The sequence below is a fragment of the Sphingomonas sp. NBWT7 genome, assembly GCF_014217605.1.
In the GTDB taxonomy this organism is placed as follows: Bacteria; Pseudomonadota; Alphaproteobacteria; order Sphingomonadales; family Sphingomonadaceae; genus Sphingomonas.
The window spans coordinates 1,519,158-1,540,496 of the sequence record NZ_CP043639.1 but is presented as its reverse complement, the minus strand read 5'-3'; the positions used below and the strand labels follow the sequence as shown (position 1 = coordinate 1,540,496).

The window sequence follows — 21,339 nt, the reverse complement described above, 5'->3', positions numbered from 1 at the left end:
CGCCGCTCCATATCGCCGTGCTGATGGGCGGCTGGTCGGCCGAGCGCGACGTGTCGCTGTCGTCGGGCGCGGGGGTCGCCGACGCGCTCGAAACGCTCGGCCATCGCGTGACGCGAATCGACATGGAGCGCGACGTCGCCGCGCGGCTCGCCGAGGCGCGGCCCGATCTGGTGTTCAACGCGCTGCATGGGACGCCGGGCGAGGACGGATCGATCCAGGGGCTGATGGACGTGATGGGGCTGCGCTATACGCACAGCGGGCTCGCGACGTCGGTGATCGCGATCGACAAGGTGCTGACCAAGCAGGCGCTGGTGCCGCACGGCGTGCCGATGCCGGGCGGGCGGATCGTGACAACCGAGGAACTGCACGCCGGCGATCCGCTGGCGCGGCCCTATGTCCTGAAGCCAGTCAACGAGGGGTCGTCGGTCGGCGTCGCGATCGTGACGCAGGACGGCAATTACGGCAATCCGATCGGCCGCGATGTGGCGGGGCCGTGGCAGGAGTTCGACGAGCTGCTCGCCGAGCCGTACGTACGCGGGCGCGAGCTGACGACGGCGGTGCTGGGCGACCGCGCACTCGGCGTCACCGAGCTGCGGCCGAAGACTGGCTGGTACGATTACCAGTCGAAATATACCGACGGGATGACCGATCACCTGTTTCCGGCGCCGATTCCGGATGCGATTACCGAGGCGTGCATGGCGATCGCGCTGCGTGCGCATCGGCTGCTGGGCTGCGAGGGGTGCAGCCGTGCCGATTTCCGCTGGGACGACGAGCGCGGCGTCGACGGGCTGTTCCTGCTCGAGGTAAACACGCAGCCGGGGATGACGCCGCTGAGCCTGGTGCCCGAGCAGGCGCGGCATATCGGCATGAGCTATCCCGACCTGGTGCAGGCGATCGTGGACGAGGCGATGCGCAAGCCGATGAAGGGCGCGGCATGAGCCGGGCGATCAAGCGCGACACGCCGCCGCGCCGCCCGGTGGTGCGCCGTCCGCCGCCGAAGAAGTCGCTCGGCGACCGGATCGTCGCGATGCTGCCGGTGAGCGAGGCGACGCTGAAGCGCATCGTGACGTGGACGATCCTGGGCGTCGCGGGGACCGCCGCGGTCGCGACCGCATCGTGGTTCGGCGTGCCCGCCGCGATCGGCACCGCGGTCGCGGACAGCACGGGGCAGCTCGGTCTGCGCGTCGAGCAGGTCGATATCACGGGGCTCAAGCGGATGAACCGCGAAACGGTCTATGCCGTTGCGCTGGAGGACCAGCCGCCGGCAATGCTGCGCGTCGATCTGACGCGGATCCGCGATCGCTTGCTCGCCTATGGCTGGGTCGAGGACGCCTATGTCTCGCGCCGCTTGCCCGATCGGCTGCTGATCCACATCGTCGAGCGCGCACCGGCGGCGATCTGGCAGAACGGCGGCAATCTGACGCTGATCGATGCGAAGGGCGTGCCGCTGGAGGCGGTGGACCGCAACAACATGCCCGATCTGCCGCTGGTGATCGGGCCGGGGGCGGACCGGCAGGAGGCGGCGTATCAGCGGCTGCTCGCCGCCGCGCCCGCGCTCAAGCCGCGGGTGAAGGCGGCGACGTGGGTCGGCAATCGCCGCTGGGACCTCACCTTCGACACCGGCGAGACGCTGGCGCTGCCGCAGGAGGGCGCGGCGAGCGCGCTGGTGCGGTTCGCGCAGCTCGACGGGGCGCGCGCGCTGCTCGGCAAGGGGTGGCTGCGCTTCGACATGCGCGATCCGGCGAAGCTTGTGGCGCGCAAGCCGGGGGCGGACATGGAGCATCAGGTGCCCGATGCGGGCGACGGGGCGGCGGTGGAGCCGGAGCGGCTGGCACGGATAAGCGACGCGTAGGGCGAATGGTTCGGGGCAGGGAACAGGGGCACAGGCAATGGCGAAGGCAGCACCGGAAGGTCTGATCACCGCACTCGATATCGGCACGTCGAAGGTATCGGCGATGATCGCGCAGCGCGGCGACGGCGGCGAGCTGATCGTGCTTGGCACGGGGCAGCGCGAATCGAAGGGCGTCAAGCGCGGCTATATCGCCGACATGGCGCTGACCGAGGTGGCGGTGCGCGAGGCGGTGGCGCAGGCCGAGCGGATCGCGGGGCTCAACATCGAGAACGTCTGGGCGGGCTTCTCTGCGGGCGGGCTGGTCAGCGACGAGGCGTTCATCGAGGTCGAGCTGAACGGCCACCGCATCGAGCAGCAGGATATCGACGCGCTGCTGCAGGAAGGGCGGCAGGCGATCGACCCGCAGGGGCGGATGGTGCTGCACGCGCAGCCCGCGCTCTACACGCTCGACGGGCTGACCGGCGTGAAGAAGCCGCTGGGGCTCCACGCCGACCGGCTTGGAGTACACATCCACGTGATCGCCGCGGATGGATCACCGGTGCGCAACCTCGACCTTACCGTGCGCTCGGCGCATCTCGAGGTGAAATCGATCATCGCCTCGCCGGTGGCGACGGGGCTCGCCTGCCTCAGCGACGAGGAACGCGACCTTGGCGTCGCGCTGGTCGAGATCGGCGCGGGGATCACCAACGTGTCGCTTTTCGCGGGCGGGATGCTGGTGGGGCTGAAGTCGCTCGCGATCGGATCGGCGGATATCACCGACGATATCGCCTCGGCGTTCGGCACGACTCGCGGGCAGGCCGAGCGAATGAAGTGCTTCCACGGCTCCGCCAATGCCTCGCCGCGCGACAACCACGAGATGATTACGATCCGCCCCGGGGTTGCGGAGGACGACGTCGATCCGCTGCAGATCACCAAGGCAGCACTGATCTCGGTCATCCGCACCCGGCTGGAACATCTGGTATCGGAGATCCAGGCGGCTCTGAAGGAGCTGAAGTTCGACGGGCCGGTCGGGCGGCAGGTGGTGCTGACGGGCGGTGGTGCGGAGCTGAAGGGCATTGCGGATTACACGCAGCAGGTGCTCGGCCGATCGGTGCGCGTCGGGCGGCCGCGCGGGCTGACCGGGCTGCCCGAGGCGCACGGCGGGCCGGGTTTCGCGACACTCGCCGGGCTCGCCTTCTTCGCCGCGTCCGATCCGGTCGACCTGCGCGGACTGGTGCCGCAACAGCAGATGGTGGTGCGGCAGAAGGGGCTGGGCGCGCTGAGGCGGTTGTTTCAGGCGGCGAAGGCGAATTATTGATCGCGAACGGCCGCTTTTCGGCTGGTACGCAGGTTCGCGATGCTGCACAAAGATTAATGGCGATGGCGGGCCAGTGTTTCGTGCCCGAAATGACGGAGTAATTTGGCGATGGGCATCGAATTCATTGCACCCGAGGTGGACGAGCTGACCCCGAAGATTGCCGTGATCGGCGTCGGCGGTGCGGGCGGCAACGCGATTGCGAACATGATGCGCGCCGACGTCCAGGGCGTCGACTTTCTGATCGCGAACACCGATGCGCAGGCGCTGAAGCAATCGATCGCGCCGCAGAAAATTCAGCTCGGCGCGAAGATCACGCAGGGGCTGGGGGCGGGCAGCCGGCCGGAGATCGGCCGCGCCGCGGCGGAAGAGACGATCGATCAGGTATCGAAGCTGCTCGAGGGCGCGCACATGTGCTTCATCGCCGCCGGCATGGGCGGCGGCACCGGCACGGGCGCCGCGCCGGTGATCGCCAAGGCCGCGCGTGACATGGGCATCCTGACCGTCGGCGTCGTGACCAAGCCGTTCGCGTTCGAGGGCGCGCGCCGCTCCAAATCGGCGGAGCAGGGCATCGAGGAATTGCAGAAATTCGTCGACACGCTGATCGTCATCCCGAACCAGAATCTGTTCCTGATCGCCAACGCCAACACCACCTTCAAGCAGGCGTTCGAGCTGGCTGACGAAGTGCTGCAGCAGGGTGTGCGCGGAATCACCGACCTGATGGTGATGCCGGGCCTCATCAACCTCGACTTCGCCGACGTGCGTTCGGTGATGCAGGAAATGGGCAAGGCGATGATGGGTACCGGCGAGGCGGACGGCGACGATCGCGCACTGGTCGCGGCGCAGAAGGCGATCGCCAACCCGCTGCTCGACGGCGTCAGCATGCAGGGCGCGAAGGGCGTCATCATCTCGATCACCGGCGGCGACGACATGCGCCTGCTCGAGGTGGACGAGGCGGCGAACCACATCCGCGAGCTGGTCGATCCCGAAGCCAACATCATCTGGGGTTCGGCGTTCAACCCTGATCTGGAAGGCAAGATCCGCGTCTCGGTCGTCGCGACCGGGATCGAGGCGGTGGCGCCAAGCGAGGCACCCACGGCGGAGCCGGCGCGTGCGTTCAGTTTCGCCGCACCGCGCCGGATCGAAACGCCCGCCGCCGCGCCGGCCACGCAGGCTGCGGCTGCACCCGCGGCTCCCGCTGCCGCCCCCACCACTGCAACGCCGCGCCCGAGCGGGGCGGCAGCCGGTGCGATGGCGGCCGGCGTGCCGGCACCCGGCGCGCAGCCGCATGTCGAACTGACGCCTGCTGCGCGCCAAGTGGAAGAAGATGCGGGTGGCGACGAGCTGCTGCTGGGCAGCGACACGATCGTTCCCGAAACGCCCGCAGCGCCGGCGGCAACGCCCGCGCAGCCGCGCGTGTTCGGCGACGACGCGCCAGCTGAGGCGCCAAAGCGGCGCTGGCTGTCGGGCGGCAGCGAGGCGGCGGACGACGTGCCGCCGCAGCCGCGCGTGAAGCTGGGCGGTACGCTGTTCGAGCGGATGCAGAACGCGTCGCGCGGGGCACCGCGCGGCGAAGAGGAAGAGGGCAAGGATTCGCTCGACATTCCGCGTTTCCTGCACCGCCAGAACAACCAGTAAAGCAGCGCGGACGCGTGCGGCCGACGTTCGTCGGTCGCCGCGTCCGGCTCGGCGCGCGCGGGGCATCCGGTTTGTTGCCGTTTCAGCGTGCTTGCCCCAGATAGTCGCTTCCCATGCTGATCACCCGTCCCTTGATCCTCGCCGCCGCGCTGGTGGGCGCGCCGTCCGTGCTGGCGCAGGGTTTCGCCGCCGCGCCGATGCAGACGATGCCGCGGCCGACGCCGGATGCCGACGCGCTCGCCGCGGCGATGCGCCGGCTGGGCGCGAACCCGCGCGATGTGTCCGCGCTGATCGAGGCGGGCGAATTGTCATTGCGGCTGGGCGACGTCTCGGCCGCCGCGGCGCTGTTCAAGCGCGCGGAGAACGTCGATCCGATGAACGCGCGCGTGAAGGCGGGCATGGCGCGCATCCTGGTGACGCAGGAGCGCCCCGGCGAGGCGCTGCGCTATTTCGACCAGGCGACCGGCTACGGCCTCGATCCGGCGAGTTTCGCCGGGGATCGCGGGCTGGCCTATGATCTGATCGGCGAGCAGGAGCGTGCGCAGCGCGAGTATCGCGCCGCGCTGAAGCGCGATCGCAACGACGAGGTGCAGCGGCGCTACGCGCTGTCGCTCGGCATCGCCGGCAAGCGTGATGCGGCCCTGACCGAGATCGACGACCTCGTCCGGCGCAACGATCGCGGCGCGTGGCGTGCGCGCGCGTTCATCCTGGCGATGACGGGCGATGTGCCGGGTGCGGAAAAGATCGCGGGCACGATGATGCCGCCGGGGATGGGCGCTGCGCTTGCGCCGTTCTTCGCCCGGCTGGCGACGCTGCCGGCAGTGGACCGCGCCTTTGCGGTGCATTTCGGCGAATTGCGCGCGAGCCCGCAGCGCATTGCCGATGCGCGCATGACGCCGCCCCTGCCGGTGCTGCAGCCCGAGGCGCCGGTGCAGCTTGCCGCCGTCGCGCCGCCCGTCGCAGCGAAACCCGATCCGCGCCGCGCCCGGCAGCTGGCGCGCGAGGAAGCCAAACGCCGCCGCGAACAGGCGCGGGCCGAGCGGCTGGCGCGGCGGAACGGGCAGAAAACGCAGGGCGTGGCGCTGGCGAGCGCCGCGTCGCCCCGCCGCGTCCGGCTAGCGGGCGATGGCATGCAACCGCCGCGCTACGGCAACGGCGTCACCTATGCGCCGCCGCGCGCGGTCGTGCAGGCGTTGCCTTCCACGGCTTCGGCGCCGTCAATCGCCCGATCACCAACGGTGACATCGGTTACGCAAGCGGCGGCGCTTGCACCCGGCGCCGTCGCGCCGGGCACCTCCGTGTTGACCCGCGTGCAATCGGCCTCGACATCGGCTGCGGCACCGACTGTCGGCCAGACCGCGACCGTGCAGCAGGGCGCAACGATCTTCTCCGGCGTGTCGACAGCGGCAGCGACCGCGGCGGGCGTTCAGGCGCCGGGGGCGAGCGCGGCTACGGGTGAACCGGCGGCGGTGGTGGCATCCAACAGCCCTCGTAGCTCGCCGGCGCTTGCCTCGTCGACACCGATCGTTGGCGGTTCGAACGTCGCGACTGCCGCTGCCGGCAGTATCGGAACGCAATCGACGAGCAGCGTGTCGCGGGCTGTGACAGTGGCCGCGTCTGCACCGGGTAATGTTCAGTCGACGAACGGCACGTCCGCCTTGCCGACGTTGCCTGGACAAACGCCGTCTTCTGGCGCCGTGACGGTGGCCGCGTCGCCACCACAAACGATTCAACCCGGGGCTGCACCGACGTTGGCTGCGCAGGCGTCATCGACGGGTGCCGCGCCGAGCGTACCGGCCGGGTCTTCGACCCAGAGCGTTGCGCCCGCCGTGTCGTCGCCTGCCGCCGGCAGCCCTGCTGCGAATCCCGGTACCGTGACGCAGGTTGCCGCTGTGACTGCGCCCGCAACGCCGGTCGTCCCGCGGGTCAGCGAAGATACGATCCTCGCCCGAATCATGGCTGGTATCTCGATCCCGGCGGAGGAGCTTGGCGTCGCGCCGGTCAGGCCGCAGCCGCAAGCGGCAGCGCCCGGCACGTCGATCGCGACGCCGGAGAGTATCGCGTCGGCCGACGCGGCACGCCGTGCGGCGGAGGCGGAGCGGGTCGCGCGTCAGGTGAAGGCGGCAGAGGCGGAGGCAGCGCGTATCGCCGCAGCAGGTGCTTCCGCGAAGCCGTCGCGTTCGAAGGCCGAGGGAACGAAGCTTGCCGCCGCCGATACTCTGCCGGCCAAAGGTGCAAATGGTCGCGGGCGGCCCAAGCCGGTCGATGCTGCGGCGGGCGACGACGAGGCGACGGCGCCGGCCAAGGGCAAGAAGCCACTCGCCGCCGACCCGAAGAAGGCGGCTGCCGAGCGCAAGGCGGCCGAGGCGAAGAAGCTCGCCGACGCGAAGAAGGCTGAGGAAGCGAAGAAGGCGGCGGCCGAGGCCAAAGCGGCGAAGGCGGATCCGCCGCGCATCTGGGTGCAGGTGGCCGGCGGCGCGAACGAGAGCGACCTGCCCAAGGCATGGTCCGCCGCGGCGGGCAAGGCAGCGGCACTGAAGGGCCGCACGGCTTATTCGACGCCGCTGCGCGCGACCAACCGTGTCGTGACCGGACCATTCAAGACCGACGCCGAGGCGCGCGCCTTCGTCAACACGCTCGCCAAGCAGGGCGTATCGGCATTTCCCTTCACCAGCGAGAAGGGCCAGAAGATGAAGAAGCTCGACGCCAAGTGAGGACGCTGGCGCCCTGGGCATCGGACCCGGCGCACAGCAAAGGCCGCCTTCACGAAGAACAAAGCGGGTCCGGTAGCGCCGGGCACGGGATCGAACGCGGCCCACGCGACGCATATCAGCGCGATCGCGACCGCATCGTCCACTCGATCGCGTTCCGGCGCTTGCGCCACAAGACGCAGGTGTTCCTGGCGCCCGACGGGGATCATTTTCGCGTCCGGCTGACGCACAGCCTGGAGGTGGCGCAGATCGGGCGGACGATCGCGCGTGCACTTGACCTGAACGAGGATCTCACCGAGGCGCTGTGCCTCGCGCATGATATCGGCCATCCGCCGTTCGGGCACGCCGGCGAGGATGCGCTGAAGGCGGCGATGGCGGGGGCGGGCGGGTTCGATCACAACGGCCACACGCTGCGTACGCTGATGCGAATCGAGCGCGCCTATCCGCGGTTCGACGGGCTAAACCTGACGTGGGAGACGCTGGAGGGGCTGGCGAAACACAACGGCCCGGCGCGCCACCCCGGCTGGGCGCTGCGCGAGGCCGATGCTGAAGCGTGCCTCGCGCTCGATAGCTATGCCAGTCTGGAGGCGCAGGTCGCGGCGCTTGCCGACGATATCGCGTACGACAATCACGATATCGACGATGGTGTGCGTGCGGGATTGCTTACAATCGACCAGCTGCTCGCCGTGCCGCTGGTGGCGCAGGGGTGGGAGCGGGTGCGCGCGACCTTCGCCGACGTCAGCGAGCGGCGGCAGGCGCGCGAACTGGTGCGCAGCCAGATCGGCGTGATGGTCAACGATCTGATCGCCGAGACGCGCGCCCGGGTCGCAGCCGCAGGGGTCGCGAGCGTTGCCGACGTGCACGCCGCGGGGCGGGCGCTGGTGGGCTTTTCCGACGCGATGCGCATCGCCGAGCGCGACCTTAAGCGCTTCATGTACGCCAACCTCTATCATCACCCGCTGCAGCTGGAGGCGGCACAGGCGGCGCATGGCGTGATCGCCGGACTGTTCGCGGCGTTTCACGCCGATCCCACAACGCTGCCCGAGGAGTGGCGTACGCGCCTGCCGGAGGCCGAGCCGGCGCTGAGCCGGCACATCGCCGATTACATCGCCGGCATGACCGATCGCTATGCGGTGCGCGAATATCGCCGCGTCGTCGGGCCGGTGACGATGCCCGAGGGCTTCTAGTCCGCCGCGTCGTGTCGAACGACGCTGTCTGCGCCAGTCAGTTCTTCAGCCGCCAGCCACGCCGCAGCAGCGTGTAGCACAGGATGCCGAGCGCGACGTCGATGGCGAGGATCACCAGGCTGCCGACGAACACGGGCGAATCGGCGATGCCGAGGAAGCCGTAGCGGAACCCCGAGATGATGTAGAAGAATGGATTGGCGTGGCTGATCGCCTGGAACGCGGGCGCGAGCCGATCGACCGAATAGAAGGTGCCCGACAGCAGCGTTAGCGGCGCGATGACGAAGTTGGTCACCGCGGCGGCGTGATCGAACTTCTCCGCCCAGATCGAGGTCAGCACGCCGATCAGCGCGAGGAAGGTCGAGCCGAGCAGCCCGAACCATAGCACGGCGACCGGGTGGCGCGGCAGGATGTGGACGCCGGGCCACAGCAGCATCGCGAGCCATACCGTCAGGCCAACGAGGAACGCGCGCGTCACCGCGCCGCCGACCAGCGCGGCGAGCAGTTCCGCGGTCGACAGCGGCGGCATCAGATAATCGACGATCGTGCCCTGGATTTTGCCGACAAGCAGCGAAAAGCTGGCGTTGGCGAAGGCGTTGTTGAGCATCCCCATGACGATGAGGCCGGGCGCGACGAAATCGGCGAACTGCACCGTGCCGCCGCCGATCGGCACCGCGCTGCGCCCGCCCAGCGCGACGGTGAAGATGACGAGATAGAGGAGCGTGGTGATCGCCGGCGCCCAGACCGTCTGGAGCTGGACCTTGAAGAAGCGGCGCACCTCCTTCACATATAGGGTCTTCAGGCCGCCCCAATTGACGTTCCGGATCGTCGGCACGCCGGGCGCGCTCCTGATCAACGATTGATCTCTGCCGATCGGGGGGTGGCTGCTCATCGCGATATCGCGTAGTCGCTGCCGCCGCCTGCCGCAACCGGCGCCAAGTGAAGGAACGACGAGGCCCATGTCCTGGACCGACGAACGCATCGATACGCTGCGCAAGATGTGGGAAGGCGGCCAGACCGCCAGCCAGATCGCCGAGGCGCTGGGCGGGGTGAGCCGCAATGCCGTGATCGGCAAGGCGCATCGCTTGGGGCTGCAGTCGCGTCCGTCGCCGGTAGTCCCCAAGGATGCCGAGGCGAAGGCCGAGCCGGCGGCGCCGGTGATTGCGGCTGCGGCTACGCCTGCCGAGGCCGAGCCCGAGCCGGTTGCTGCCGCAGCACCCGAGCCTGCGCCCGAAGTGGAAGAGATCGAAGCCGAGGCCGAGCCCGAAGCGGCGTCGGGCCCCGTCTTCACGCAGGCGGCGGATCACCGGCCGATCACGATCACCACGCCACTCGAGCCCGAGCGGTCGGTCGACCAGATGCGGATGGTGCGGTCGGTCGGGCCGGGCGGGTTCGTGCGCCAGGCGCCGGGCGAGCAGCAGGCGCCGAGCACGCCCGCGCCGCCGCGTCGGCTGGTACCGGCCAAGCCCTCCGCCGAGATCGCGGGCAAGACGACGCTGCTCGAACTGAGCGACAAGGTGTGCAAATGGCCACTCGGCCATCCGGGCGAGCCCGATTTCCACTTCTGCGGCGACAAGGTGAACCCCGGTTTCCCGTATTGCGTGTCGCACTGCGGCCACGCCTATCAGGCGCAATTGCCACGCCGCGACCGCCGCGCCGCGCCGCTGCCGTTCGGGGGACCGCGCGCACGCTGATTGCGTAGATCGCCGTCCGGAACGGTAGCAACGACGACGATCAAGCTACGCATATCGTACGTGATTTGCGCAAATGGCGGCGTGATCCGCGCAGCGTAGCGCTAAGCTGACGACGATTATCCCTGCGTCCGGGAGGACCAGGGATAACCATGCGACAAACATCGTCATCACTGGCCGACAGCCGCCGCGGGGTGGCGGTGATCGAGTTCGCGCTCGTCCTGCCGCTGCTCGCGCTGCTGGCGCTCGGCATTCTGGGCTACGGCCAATATTTCCTGCTGGCGCATTCGGTGCAGCAGATCGCCAACGATGCCGCGCGGGCGACGATCGGCGGGCTGAGTGCGGCGGAACGCGTCGCGCTGGCGAACGGCACGGTGGCGCGCGAACTGGGGCAAATGCCCGCGGTGCAGCCGGGGCAGATGAGCGTCGCAGTCGAGGACGCTGGCGAGCTGACGATCGTCCGGCTGCGGCTCGATGCCGCGACGCATGGCCTGTTCGCGGCGCGCATCGTGCCGATGCCCGACCCGGTGATCGAGCGGCGCGCAACGGTGCGCCAGGGCGGGATCGAGTGATGGGACTGGCCTCGGTAGTGCGCTTCCGCCCGGTTAGCGGCGTGCGGCGGTTGTCGCGCGATCGGCGGGGCGGCGTGGGGCTGATGGTGGCGGGCATGATGCCCGTGCTGGTCGGCTTCGCGGCCTTCGCGATCGATGTCGGCGCGGTGCAGCTCGAAACGCGGCGGCTGCAGGGCATCGCCGACGCCGCCGCGATGGCGGCGGCTAGCACAACGAGCGGCGCGACGCAGCGGGCGCAGGCGATCGTTGATGGATCGGGATGGCAGCATGATGTGGCGGTACGCGTCGAACAGGGCGCCTATTCGGCCGATCCCGCCAAGGCGCCGTCGGCGCGCTTCGTGGCCAACGCCAGCGGTGCCGATGCGGCGCGCGTGACGCTGGAGAGCGTGGTACCGACCTTCTTCGCGCGCGTATTTGGCACGCGCGAGGTGTCCATCGCCCGCTCCGCTACCGCGCGCCGCCAGCGCTTCGCCGCCTTCTCGATCGGATCGCGGCTGGCGAGCGTCGATGCCGGCCTGCTCAACGCGTATCTCGGTGCGCTGACCGGCAGCGACATCCGGCTGACGGCGATGGACTATGACGCGCTGGCGAACGCGCAGGTCGATCTGTTCGCGCTGCTGCCGCTGGTGCGCAGCAGCGCGGCGCTCGACGCGGTAACCTTCCGCGACATTCTGACGAGCCAGGTGGCGACGCCCAAGCTGCTCGACGCACTGGCGCACGCGCTGACGGGCAGCAACCAGACCAGCGCGGCGGCGGCGGTGCGGCAGATCGCGACGGTGGCGGGCGGGGCGTCGGTGTCGCTCGGTGCGCTGATCGATGCCGGGCCGCTCGGCGGGCAGGCGGGGGGCGGCACGGGCGTCGCGCGCGTAGATGCGATGGCGCTGGCGACCGCGATCCTGCAGCTCGCCGGGCCGCGGCGGCAGGTGGCGATCGATCTGGGGGCGTCGATCCCGGGGCTCGCGTCGACCCGTCTGATGCTTGCGATCGGCGAACGCGCGCAGCAGTCGCCGTGGATCGCGATCACCGACACGGGTACGCCGATCGTGCGCACCGCGCAGGCGCGGGCGTATCTCGAGACGCGATTGTCACCGATGGCGCTGCCGGGCCTCGGCAGCCTTGTGTCGATCAACCTGCCGGTGTTGGTCGAACTGGCTAGCGCGGAGGGGCGGCTGGCGGCGATCGATTGTGCGGCTGGTGCGGGGCGCGGGGTAACGCTGGAAGGGCGGACCGATATCGGCAGCGCGGCGATCGGGACGATCGAGACGGGCCGGCTTGACGATTTTGCGACCGCGCTGATGCCGGCGCGTGCGGCGCTGGTGGATACGCTGCTGATCGACGTGATCGGGAGCAGCCGGATGTCGCTCGGGGCGGCCGAGCCGTGGCGGTCGCTGCGGTTCAGCGAGAGCGAGATCGCGACGCGGGCACGCAAGACGGTGGCGAGCAGTCAGCCACTCGGCGGCATCGTCTCCTCGCTGATCGGTCAGGCGTCGTTGAGCGTCCAAGTGATCGGGTTGGCGATCCCGATCGATCCGCTGCTGCGCGGTGTCGGTGCGGCGCTGACGCCGATCGCGCCGGCGCTCGATCGCCTGCTGATGACGGCGACGGGCACGCTGGGCGTTGGGCTGGGCGAGGCGGATCTAAGCGTGACGGGAATGCGCTGCGGCCAGGCGATCCTCGTCGCCTGACCGCAGCGCGACCGATCAGAAGCGGAACGCCGCCGTCGCGCGGATTGAGTGCCAGCGGAACTTGTCGTCGCTGCGACGGAAATCGGTGCCGCCGGTATTGCCGAGCAGGAACGGATTGGTAGCAGGCGTCGTACCCGAGTTGCCGGCGCGGACGCGATAATCGTCGTCCTGATACTGATGGAACATATATTCGAGGCCGACCGAGAAGTTGCGGCCGAGCTTCTGCTCGACGCCGCCGCCGCCGGTGATGCCCCACTGGTTGCGCTTGCCGCCCTCCGCGAAGCCGTTGGCGGTGTTGGTGGTGTAGAAGCTGCGGTCGATGCGGGCGTAGCCGGGGCCGAACGTACCGTAGAACAGCGTCGTGTCGTTCGGCGTGTAGCCGATGCGGCCGCGGATCGAGCTTTCCCACTCGATCGACCGCGTCATCACGTACGACGCGGGCGTCGTCGAGAAGGCGGTAACGCTGTCGTTGATCTCGCTCTTGCCGAATTCACCGACAGCGCCGACAACGAGACGGCCGCGCTGCTGATCGATGCCGACGCGCGCATAGTAGGACCAGCCGTCCTTGTCGTTGCGGCAGCCGGCGGGCGCCGTCGTGTTGGTCGGCGAGGTAGCGGCGCGGGTGCTGCCATTGCAGAAGCCGCCCACCGGGCCACCGAACGCGTTCGCGCCGGTCGCCGTCGTCACCGTGTCGCCGAAGCGGCCGTCGAGGTTGCGGTCGAACAGGATGCGCGAGCCGATGTCGTTGCCCTGCACGTCGTAGCCGCCGGCTGCGCCGATGTAGATGCCGTTGAACCCGGTTTCGTCGTCGACCGTCTGCGCGGCGACCGCGGGGGCGATCAGGGTGGCGGCGATGCCGGCGAGGATGAGGGACTTCATACGCGAACCTTTCGAATGGTCTTCAATCGGGAGAGCCGCAGAAACGGGACCACCCGCCCGAAGGATGCATGTCGAAAGATTGCGCGGGCGCGTTCGGCCCGAAGCGTTGCCTTGATGCAACAGGTCGCCGTGCGGCGCGGATCCGCTATATGTGTGAGATGCCCGATCAAGATTTGTTCCGCACCGCGGCACCGGCCGGCACGTACGACGCCTCGTCGATCGAAGTTCTCGAAGGGCTGGAACCGGTGCGGCGCCGGCCGGGCATGTACGTCGGCGGCACCGACGAGCGGGCGCTGCATCATCTGGCGGCCGAGGTGCTAGACAATGCGATGGACGAGGCGGTCGCGGGGCATGCAACGCGGATCGACGTGACGCTGGAGCCGGGCAACCGTCTGACGATCGTCGACAACGGGCGTGGCATCCCGGTCGACCCGCATCCAAAGTTTCCCGACAAGAGCGCGCTCGAGGTGATCCTGTCGACGCTGCACTCGGGCGGCAAGTTCACCGGCAAGGCCTATGCGACGTCGGGCGGGCTACACGGTGTCGGCGTGTCGGTGGTCAACGCGCTGTCGTCCGACACGGTGGTGGAGGTGGCGCGCGACCGGCAGCTGTATCGTCAGCGCTTCGCCAAGGGGCAGACGCTGGGGCCGCTGGAAGCGGTCGGCGCGGCGCCCAACCGGCGTGGTACCTCGGTCGCGTTCACGCCTGACACGGAGATTTTCGGTCCCGAGCTCGGCTTCAAGCCGGCGCGGCTGTACCGGCTGGCGCGATCCAAGGCGTATCTGTTCGCCGGGGTGGAAATCCGCTGGAAGTGCGAGGCCGAGCTGATCGCCGACGATACGCCGGCGGAGGCGGTATTCCAGTTCCCGGGCGGGCTTGCCGACCATCTGCGCGAGCAGGTGGCGGGGCGGGAGTGTGCAACGGCGGACTTCTTCTCCGGCGCGCAGGATTTCCCCGGCGAGGCCGGCCGCGTCGAATGGGCGGTTGCCTGGCCCTTGTGGTCCGACGGCAGCTATAGCTGGTATTGCAATACGATCCCGACGCCCGACGGCGGCACCCACGAGCAGGGCCTGCGGCAGGCGCTGGTCCGCGGGCTGCGATCGTTCGGCGAACTGGTGAAGGACAAGCGCGTCAAGGATCTGACCGCCGACGACGTGATGGTCGGCAGCGAGTTGATGCTGTCCGTCTTCATCCGCGAGCCGCAATTCCAGTCGCAGACCAAGGACCGGCTGACGTCGCCCGAAGCGGCGGGGCTGGTCGAGAAGGCCGTGCGCGATCATTTCGACCATTGGTTGGGCCAGAACATGGACCGCGGGCGCGCGTTGCTAGGCTACGTCCTCGAGCGGATGGACGATCGGTTGCGCCGCAAGGAGGAGCGCGACGTCAAGCGCAAGACGGCGACATCGGCGCGCAAGCTGCGGCTGCCGGGCAAGCTGACCGATTGTTCGGCCAACGCGCCGGGCGGGACGGAATTGTTCATCGTCGAGGGCGACAGCGCCGGCGGCAGCGCGAAGCAGGCGCGCGACCGCAAGACGCAGGCGATCCTGCCGATCCGCGGAAAGATCCTCAACGTCGCGTCGGCCACCAGCGCCAAGATCTTCGCCAATCAGGAGATCGCCGATCTGGGGCAGGCGCTGGGCTGCGGGACGCGCAAGGACTGCCGGCCCGACAATCTACGCTACGAGCGCGTCATCATCATGACCGACGCCGACGTCGACGGCGCGCATATCGCGACGCTGCTGATGACGTTCTTCTTCCAGGAGATGCCCGATCTGGTGCGGCGCGGGCACCTGTATCTCGCGCAGCCGCCGCTCTACCGGCTGACCGCGGGGACGAAGTCTCTCTACGCGCGCGACGATGCGCACCGCGCCGAGATCGAGCGGACGGTGTTCCGCGGCAAGAAGGTGGAAGTCGCGCGGTTCAAGGGGCTGGGTGAGATGAACCCGGGGCAGCTGCGCGAGACGACGATGGATCCCAAGACGCGCAGCTTGATCCGCATAACTTTACCGCAGGAATATGAGGAGCGCGCGGGCGTGAAGGATCTGGTCGACCGGCTGATGGGGACCAATCCGGCGCACCGCTTCGCCTTCATCCAGGAGAATGCGGCGCGGATGGACGAGGAAGCGATCGACGCGTGACCGCGAGGGTTCGAGTACCTATCTAGTTCGGATGCGCAAACCACGGGCCGGGCTGCCGAGCCGCCAGCAGATCCTCGACTTCATCACCGGCAGCGATACGCCCGCGGGCAAGCGCGAGATCGCGCGCGCCTTCGGCCTGTCGGCGCAGGACAAGATCGCGCTCAAGGCGCTGCTCAAGGACATGGCCGACGAGGGGCTGATTGACAGCGCGCCGGGGCGGGCGTTCCACAAGATGGGGGGGCTACCCAAGGTGACGGTGCTGCGCATCGTCGACGTCGACGACAGCGGCACGATCTGGGCGACGCCTGAGCGGTGGGAGGCGGACACGCCGCCGCCGCGGCTGCGCGTGCGCGAGCGCAAGCGCGGCGAGAGCGGCGTCGGCATGCGCATTCTGGCGCGGACCGAGGAGGCGGGCAGCGGCTGGATCGCACATCCGCTGAAGGCGATCGCACCCGCGGCAGAGCAGATGATCGGCGTGCTGCGCGGCGAGGGCGACCGGCTGTGGCTGCAGGGCGTCGAGAAGAAGGACCGGCGCGAATATGCCGTGTCCGACGCGGGCGGCGCCGAGGCGGGCGATCTGGTACTCGCCGAGCGCGCCGGGCGGCCGCCGCGGATCACCGCGCGCGTCGTCGAGCGGCTGGGCGATCCCTTCGCGCCCAAGAGCTTCTCGCTGATCGCGATCCACAAGCACGAGATCCCCCACGTCTTCGATCAGGAAACGCTCGACGAGGCGGCGCGTGTCGCCCGGCAGCCGCTGGGCGAGGGGCGCGAGGATCTGACGCAACTGCCGATCGTCGCAATTGATCCGGCCGACGCGCGCGACCACGACGACGCGATCTGGGCCGAGCCCGACGACGATCCGGCGAACGCCGGCGGCTGGCGCGCAATCGTGGCGATCGCCGACGTCAGCTTCTATGTGCGACCGGGCAGCGAGCTCGACCGCGAGGCGCGGCGGCGCGGGAATTCGGTGTATTTTCCCGACCGCGTCGTGCCGATGCTGCCGGAGGTGCTATCGGCGGACGTCTGCTCGCTGAAGGAGGGCGCCGATCGCGCGGCACTCGCCTGTCATCTGCAGGTGACCAAGGCGGGGGCGCTCAAATCGTGGCGCTTCAGCCGTGCGACGGTGCGGATCGCGTCCAACATTGCGTACGAGAATGCGCAGGCGATGATCGACGATCGTGCCGACGCGCCGGTCGACGATGCACTGCTGACAGCGCTGCGTCATCTGTGGGATTGCTGGGCGGCGCTGCTGGCGGCGCGCGACAAGCGCGAGCCGCTGGCGCTCGACCTGCCCGAGCGGCAGGTGGCGTTGGACGAGAAAGGGCGGCTGCTGTCGGTCGCGCCGCGCGAGCGGCTCGACGCGCACCGGCTGGTCGAGGATTACATGATCGCCGCGAACGTTGCCGCCGCCAAGGCGCTGGAGGCGAAGAAGGCGCCGGTGATGTATCGCATTCACGAGCCGCCGGCGCGCGAGAAGCTCGTCGCGCTGAAGGATTATCTCGAGACGTTCGACGTGCCCTTCGCGCTCGGCCAGGTAATCAAGCCCGCGACCTTCAACCGCATCATCGAGCGAATCGGCGATGCCGACTTCCGCCCGCAGGTGATGGAGCAGATCCTGCGCAGCCAGACGCAGGCCTATTACGGGCCGGGCAACCATGGGCATTTCGGCCTGTCGCTGGGCAGTTACGCGCATTTCACCTCGCCGATCCGCCGCTATGCCGATCTTCTGGTCCATCGCGCGCTGACCAGCGCCTTTGCGCTGGGACCGGGCGGGCTGGCGGGGAATGAGGATTTCGAGCGGCTCGGCGAGACGATCAGCAAGCTCGAACGCCGCGCAATGGAGGCGGAGCGCGACACGATCGACCGCTACGTCGCCGCGTTCCTCGCCGAACGCGTCGGCGAGGTGGTCGACGCGCGCATCACGGGCATCCAGAACTTCGGCTTCTTCGCGACGGTCGAGGGTGTCGGCGGCGACGGGCTGATGCCGATCAGCGATCTTGGCGGCGAGTATTTCCGCTTCGACGAGGCGGCGCGCAAGCTGGTGGGCGAGATGAGCGGCGAGGAATATACGCTGGGGCAGCGCATCAAGCTGCGGCTGGCGGAGGCCAATCCGGTGTCGGGCGCGCTGCGCTTCGAGCTGGCGGAGGGCAAGGGCGCGCGGCCGGTGCGCGGCAGCGGACGCGACGCGCGGCCGCCGCGGGTGTTGAAGCACCGCGGGCGGCCGGCGAATATCCGGCATCAGAAGCGCGACAGAAAACGGGGGAAGTGACGATGGCCAATTTCGTGGTGCGGGCGGCGGAGCGCTATTCGACGCGGGCGCAGAACCGGCTGGTCGAGCGGCTGCGCGCGGCGAACGCGCTGAATGCAGTGCATGCGGTCACGCTGGCCCCCGAGGGGCGCGGCGAGACCCGGATGCTGGCCCGAATGACGGCGTTTCAAGCGATCCGCGAGGAGGACGGGCGGCACTGGCTGGACGAGCAGGCGCTGGTGCATTTCCGCAAGGAGGAGCTCGCCCGCGTGCTCGGCGCGATCGCCGTGGCCGGCTTTGCCGCGGCGGGGGCGATCGCGCTGGGGCGATAGGCGCAGAGTTGCGTTGCGCCGGCTAGCCCCGCTCGCGAACGGGATCAGCTTGCGGTGAACGTCATTCCCGCGTTGTCGACGAGGCGTTTGCGCAGTTCGGGGCCCATCAGCGCGCCGGGGGTCCACACGCCGCCTTCGCCCTTCACGTCGCGCACTAGGCAGAGCGCGCTTTCCGCGAGCATCTTGCTGGTCGAGCCGTAGCCGGGATCGCGATCGCCGGTGACGACCGCGTCGATCCGTGTGCCATCGGGCATCAGCCCGGCGAACAGCACGTCGTAGTGGCCGGTCTCGCGCTCCTCCTTGGTCGGGCCTTCGCCGGGCTTGGGGCCCTTGTTGTCGGCGAACGGATTGATCTTGGCGAGCGCCTCGGCCGCCGCCTTGCCGAGATCGCCGAGCCCGGTGACGACCATCTCGTCGTAAGCGAAATCGTCGCCGTAGCGCTGGCCGAGCAGGAAATTGGTGCGGTGGACGTTCTTGGTGTTGATCGGCGCCATGACGAACGGCGCGACCCATGCGCCGATCGTCGTATCATATTCGGGGATGAGGCCGGTCGGCTGATGTGGGCCACTGTGTCCCGGCGTCAGCGCGAAGGGGCTGGCGAGCAGCGGAATGAGCGAAGGATCCTTCACCGCGGCGGCCATCGTCGCCTTGAGGCTGGCCGCGGTACCGCCGGAGAAGCCGCCCTTCATCGTGCGGACGCGGCATTTGACGCGCGGGACGGGGCGGCCGAAGCGGGCGATCGCGGCCTCCTGCAGCGTCAGCACGCCGAGATCGAACGGGATCGAGTCGAATCCGCAGGAGAAGACGATGCGCGCGCCGCTCGCCTTGGCGGCTTCGTGATGCGCATCGATCATGCGCCGCATCCAGCCGGGCTCGCCGCACAGATCGACATAGGCGGTGCCGGTTTCGGCGCAGGCGGCGACGAGATCGTTGCCGTAGAGCTGATACGGGCCGACGGTGGTGATGACGACGGCGGTGCGGCGGCATAGCGCGCGCAACGAGGCGGGATCGTCGGCGTCGGCGGTGACGAGCGGCACGTGCGTGCCGATTCCCATCTCGCGTCGGACTTCCTCGAGCTTCGTCAGCGAGCGGCCGGCCATCGCCCAGCGCACGCCTTCGGGATAGGCGCCGGCGATATATTCGGCGACGAGGCGGCCGGTGTAACCCGTCGCGCCATAGACGATCACGTCGAAGTCGGTTGCGGTCGCGTCGGCCATCGTCTCTCTCCCTGTCAGGCGGCTTCGCTGAACTGCAGGCTTGCGAGGCGCGCGTACAGCCCGCCGCGCGCCATCAGCGCCGCATGGTTACCCTGCTCCACGATGCGGCCCTCGTCCATCACCACGATGCGATTCGCCGCGCGCACGGTGGCGAGGCGATGCGCGATGACGAGGGTGGTGCGGTCGGCCATCAGTCGTTCGAGCGCCTCCTGCACCAGCCGCTCGCTCTCCGCGTCGAGCGCGCTGGTCGCTTCGTCGAGTAGCAGGATCGGCGCGTCGCGCAGCAGCGCGCGGGCGATCGCGACGCGCTGGCGCTGCCCGCCCGACAGCCGCGCGCCGCCCTCGCCAAGGAAGGTGTCGAGCCCGTCCGGCAGCGCGCGCAGGAAGGTGGCAGCGTTGGCGGCCTCGGCCGCAGCCCAAAGCGCGGCGTCATCGGCATCCCAGCGGCCGTAGCGCAGATTGTCGCGCGCCGTGGCGCCGAAGATCACGGTTTCCTGCGGCACCATCGCGATCCGCGCGCGGACGGCGGCGGGATCGGCGGCGCGCAGATCGACGCCGTCGATCGAGACGGTGCCTGCAGCGGGATCGTAGAAACGCTGAAGCAGCTGGAACAGCGTCGTCTTGCCGGCACCCGACGGGCCGACCAGTGCGACCGTCTCGCCCGGTTCGACGACGAGTGAGAAATCGTGCAGCGCGGCGGTATCCTGCCGCGTCGGATAGCGGAACGCGACGTGATCGAAGGCGATCTCGCCGCGCGGCGGCTGCGGCAGCGTGGTAGGCTGGGGCGGTGCGGCGATTTCGGGCGTCTCGCTCATCAGTTCGGCGAGGCGGCCGGCGGCGCCGGCGCCGCGCAGCAGCTCGCCGTATACCTCGGTCAGCGCACCGAACGCGCCGGCGACGATCCCGCCGGTCAGCACGAAGGCGGCGATCGATCCGCCCGAGATGCGGCCGGCGGCGACGTCGACCGCGCCCTCCCACAGCACCAACGTGATCGAGCCGAAAATAAGGCCGATGACGATCGCCGTCATCACCGCCCGCAGCGCGATGCGCTTCTCGGCCGCCGCCATCGTCGCCTCGACCGCGCCGGCGAAGCGCTGGCTCTCGCGCCCTTCCTGCCCGAAAGCCTGGACGATCTTCATCGCGCCGAGCGTCTCCGTCACCATCGATCCGACGTCGGCGATGCGATCCTGCGAGGTGCGCGAATAGGTGCGCACTCGCTTGCCGAGCAGCATGATCGGCAGGATGATCAGCGGGATGCCGAGGACGAGCAGGCCCGCGAGCTTGGGCGAGATGGCGAACAGGTATATCAGCCCGCCGACGCCGGTGAAGGCGTTGCGCAGCGCGACCGACACCGTGGTGCCGACGACCGTCTCGATCTGGGAGGTATCGGCGGTCATCCGGCTGGCGATCTCGGACGGGCGGTTCTCCTCGAAGAAGCGCGGGCTGAGCGTCAGCAGGTGGCGCTGCACGCCGGTGCGGATATCGGCGACGACGCGCTCGCCGAGCCACGACACGAAGTAGAAGCGCACCGCGGTGCCGATCGCGAGCACGCCGACGATCATCAGCATGTAGTGGAACGCGCCGTTCACCGCCTCGCCGCCGCCGGCGGTGAAGCCGCGATCGATCACGCGCTTGAAGCTGTAGGGGATGGCGATCGTCGCGGCAGAGGTGATCGCGAGCGCGACCCATGCCGCGGCGATCTGCCCCGGATAGCGTTTGGCGTGATGCCAGACGAGCGCGAGGTTGCCGATCCGACGGCTGATGGGCGGTTCGTTCGCCGGGTTGCTTGCCATCGCCGCGGCCTAGCAGCGGCGCGACTGTGGCTCAACGGCCACCCGCCGGAGCCATCGTGTCCCAGCCCCGTTGTGCAGTTGCACAATTGCGTTACGACACGTCCG

At 69.4% G+C, this 21,339-nt stretch carries 16 protein-coding genes; 12 read left to right on the top strand and 4 right to left on the bottom strand.

Going from position 1 to position 21,339, the window contains the following annotated elements:
- The first annotated feature begins 23 nt into the window (after positions 1 to 23).
- The 6 genes from F1C10_RS07725 (at position 24) to F1C10_RS07700 (ending at position 8,682) form a co-directional block, all read left to right on the top strand.
- Positions 24 to 938 carry a D-alanine--D-alanine ligase gene (locus tag F1C10_RS07725; protein WP_185210139.1) on the top strand — a complete coding sequence of 305 codons (915 nt, stop codon included), beginning with the start codon at positions 24 to 26 and terminating at the stop codon, positions 936 to 938.
- On the top strand, positions 935 to 1,852 hold the full coding sequence (locus tag F1C10_RS07720) for a cell division protein FtsQ/DivIB (protein WP_185209908.1): 918 nt from the start codon (positions 935 to 937) through the stop codon (positions 1,850 to 1,852). The genes F1C10_RS07725 and F1C10_RS07720 overlap by 4 nt, the downstream gene beginning before the upstream one ends.
- Positions 1,853 to 1,889: 37 nt before the next feature.
- Positions 1,890 to 3,149, top strand: a complete 1,260-nt coding sequence (gene ftsA / locus F1C10_RS07715) for a cell division protein FtsA (RefSeq protein WP_085808542.1) — start codon at positions 1,890 to 1,892, stop codon at positions 3,147 to 3,149.
- Between the two features lie 108 nt (positions 3,150 to 3,257).
- Positions 3,258 to 4,784, top strand: a complete 1,527-nt coding sequence (ftsZ, locus tag F1C10_RS07710) for a cell division protein FtsZ (RefSeq protein WP_185209907.1) — start codon at positions 3,258 to 3,260, stop codon at positions 4,782 to 4,784.
- A 113-nt stretch (positions 4,785 to 4,897) separates the two neighbouring features.
- Entirely contained in the window at positions 4,898 to 7,498 is a 2,601-nt protein-coding gene (locus F1C10_RS07705) for a lipopolysaccharide assembly protein LapB (protein WP_185209906.1), read from the top strand.
- A complete protein-coding gene (locus F1C10_RS07700) occupies positions 7,495 to 8,682 on the top strand; it encodes a deoxyguanosinetriphosphate triphosphohydrolase (RefSeq protein ID WP_185209905.1) in 1,188 nt (395 codons plus the stop codon). The genes F1C10_RS07705 and F1C10_RS07700 overlap by 4 nt, the downstream gene beginning before the upstream one ends.
- Positions 8,683 to 8,719: 37 nt before the next feature.
- Here the strand turns inward: F1C10_RS07700 and F1C10_RS07695 are convergent, their stop codons facing one another.
- Positions 8,720 to 9,571, bottom strand: a complete 852-nt coding sequence (locus tag F1C10_RS07695; RefSeq protein WP_185209904.1) for an ABC transporter permease — start codon at positions 9,569 to 9,571, stop codon at positions 8,720 to 8,722.
- Positions 9,572 to 9,638: 67 nt separating this feature from the next.
- On the opposite strand from F1C10_RS07695, the gene F1C10_RS07690 reads away from it, so the two are divergent.
- From F1C10_RS07690 to F1C10_RS07680, 3 genes are all read left to right on the top strand, one after another.
- Positions 9,639 to 10,373 (top strand): GcrA family cell cycle regulator, encoded by a 735-nt coding sequence (locus tag F1C10_RS07690; protein ID WP_185209903.1) that lies wholly within the window; start codon positions 9,639 to 9,641, stop codon positions 10,371 to 10,373.
- 149 nt (positions 10,374 to 10,522) lie between these two features.
- Positions 10,523 to 10,942 carry a TadE/TadG family type IV pilus assembly protein gene (locus tag F1C10_RS07685; RefSeq protein WP_185209902.1) on the top strand — a complete coding sequence of 140 codons (420 nt, stop codon included), beginning with the start codon at positions 10,523 to 10,525 and terminating at the stop codon, positions 10,940 to 10,942.
- Complete coding sequence (locus tag F1C10_RS07680; RefSeq protein ID WP_185209901.1) at positions 10,942 to 12,627, top strand: pilus assembly protein TadG-related protein; 1,686 nt, start codon at positions 10,942 to 10,944, stop codon at positions 12,625 to 12,627. The genes F1C10_RS07685 and F1C10_RS07680 overlap by 1 nt, the downstream gene beginning before the upstream one ends.
- 15 nt (positions 12,628 to 12,642) lie before the next feature.
- On the opposite strand, the gene F1C10_RS07675 is transcribed toward F1C10_RS07680, so the two are convergent.
- On the bottom strand, positions 12,643 to 13,506 hold the full coding sequence (locus F1C10_RS07675) for an outer membrane protein (protein ID WP_185209900.1): 864 nt from the start codon (positions 13,504 to 13,506) through the stop codon (positions 12,643 to 12,645).
- A 158-nt stretch (positions 13,507 to 13,664) separates the two neighbouring features.
- On the opposite strand from F1C10_RS07675, the gene parE reads away from it, so the two are divergent.
- Genes parE through F1C10_RS07660 form a run of 3 tightly spaced genes read left to right on the top strand, consistent with a single transcriptional unit; the run spans position 13,665 to position 18,224 of the window.
- Positions 13,665 to 15,644 carry a DNA topoisomerase IV subunit B gene (gene parE, locus F1C10_RS07670; RefSeq protein WP_185209899.1) on the top strand — a complete coding sequence of 660 codons (1,980 nt, stop codon included), beginning with the start codon at positions 13,665 to 13,667 and terminating at the stop codon, positions 15,642 to 15,644.
- 31 nt (positions 15,645 to 15,675) lie between these two features.
- A complete protein-coding gene (locus F1C10_RS07665; protein ID WP_185209898.1) occupies positions 15,676 to 17,913 on the top strand; it encodes a ribonuclease R family protein in 2,238 nt (745 codons plus the stop codon).
- A gap of 2 nt (positions 17,914 to 17,915) precedes the next feature.
- On the top strand, positions 17,916 to 18,224 hold the full coding sequence (locus F1C10_RS07660) for a hypothetical protein (protein WP_185209897.1): 309 nt from the start codon (positions 17,916 to 17,918) through the stop codon (positions 18,222 to 18,224).
- Positions 18,225 to 18,268: 44 nt separating this feature from the next.
- On the opposite strand, the gene F1C10_RS07655 is transcribed toward F1C10_RS07660, so the two are convergent.
- Both F1C10_RS07655 and F1C10_RS07650 read right to left on the bottom strand, forming a co-directional pair.
- Positions 18,269 to 19,441 (bottom strand): trans-acting enoyl reductase family protein, encoded by a 1,173-nt coding sequence (locus tag F1C10_RS07655; protein WP_185209896.1) that lies wholly within the window; start codon positions 19,439 to 19,441, stop codon positions 18,269 to 18,271.
- A gap of 14 nt (positions 19,442 to 19,455) precedes the next feature.
- Positions 19,456 to 21,234 carry an ABC transporter transmembrane domain-containing protein gene (locus F1C10_RS07650; RefSeq protein ID WP_185209895.1) on the bottom strand — a complete coding sequence of 593 codons (1,779 nt, stop codon included), beginning with the start codon at positions 21,232 to 21,234 and terminating at the stop codon, positions 19,456 to 19,458.
- Between the last annotated feature and the right edge of the window lie 105 nt (positions 21,235 to 21,339).

Excerpts from the sequence above, each read along its gene's own strand:
- F1C10_RS07655 (WP_185209896.1), bottom strand. The coding sequence starts at position 19,441 with ATGGCCGACGCGACCGCAACCGACTTCGACGTGATCGTCTATGGCGCG.
- F1C10_RS07690 (WP_185209903.1), top strand. The coding sequence starts at position 9,639 with ATGTCCTGGACCGACGAACGCATCGATACGCTGCGCAAGATGTGGGAA.
- F1C10_RS07660 (WP_185209897.1), top strand. The coding sequence starts at position 17,916 with ATGGCCAATTTCGTGGTGCGGGCGGCGGAGCGCTATTCGACGCGGGCG.
- F1C10_RS07675 (WP_185209900.1), bottom strand. The coding sequence starts at position 13,506 with ATGAAGTCCCTCATCCTCGCCGGCATCGCCGCCACCCTGATCGCCCCC.
- F1C10_RS07665 (WP_185209898.1), top strand. The coding sequence starts at position 15,676 with ATGCGCAAACCACGGGCCGGGCTGCCGAGCCGCCAGCAGATCCTCGAC.
- ftsZ (WP_185209907.1), top strand. The coding sequence starts at position 3,258 with ATGGGCATCGAATTCATTGCACCCGAGGTGGACGAGCTGACCCCGAAG.
- F1C10_RS07680 (WP_185209901.1), top strand. The coding sequence starts at position 10,942 with ATGGGACTGGCCTCGGTAGTGCGCTTCCGCCCGGTTAGCGGCGTGCGG.
- F1C10_RS07720 (WP_185209908.1), top strand. The coding sequence starts at position 935 with ATGAGCCGGGCGATCAAGCGCGACACGCCGCCGCGCCGCCCGGTGGTG.
- F1C10_RS07705 (WP_185209906.1), top strand. The coding sequence starts at position 4,898 with ATGCTGATCACCCGTCCCTTGATCCTCGCCGCCGCGCTGGTGGGCGCG.
- ftsA (WP_085808542.1), top strand. The coding sequence starts at position 1,890 with ATGGCGAAGGCAGCACCGGAAGGTCTGATCACCGCACTCGATATCGGC.
- F1C10_RS07695 (WP_185209904.1), bottom strand. The coding sequence starts at position 9,571 with ATGAGCAGCCACCCCCCGATCGGCAGAGATCAATCGTTGATCAGGAGC.
- F1C10_RS07725 (WP_185210139.1), top strand. The coding sequence starts at position 24 with ATGGGCGGCTGGTCGGCCGAGCGCGACGTGTCGCTGTCGTCGGGCGCG.
- F1C10_RS07685 (WP_185209902.1), top strand. The coding sequence starts at position 10,523 with ATGCGACAAACATCGTCATCACTGGCCGACAGCCGCCGCGGGGTGGCG.
- F1C10_RS07650 (WP_185209895.1), bottom strand. The coding sequence starts at position 21,234 with ATGGCAAGCAACCCGGCGAACGAACCGCCCATCAGCCGTCGGATCGGC.
- parE (WP_185209899.1), top strand. The coding sequence starts at position 13,665 with ATGCCCGATCAAGATTTGTTCCGCACCGCGGCACCGGCCGGCACGTAC.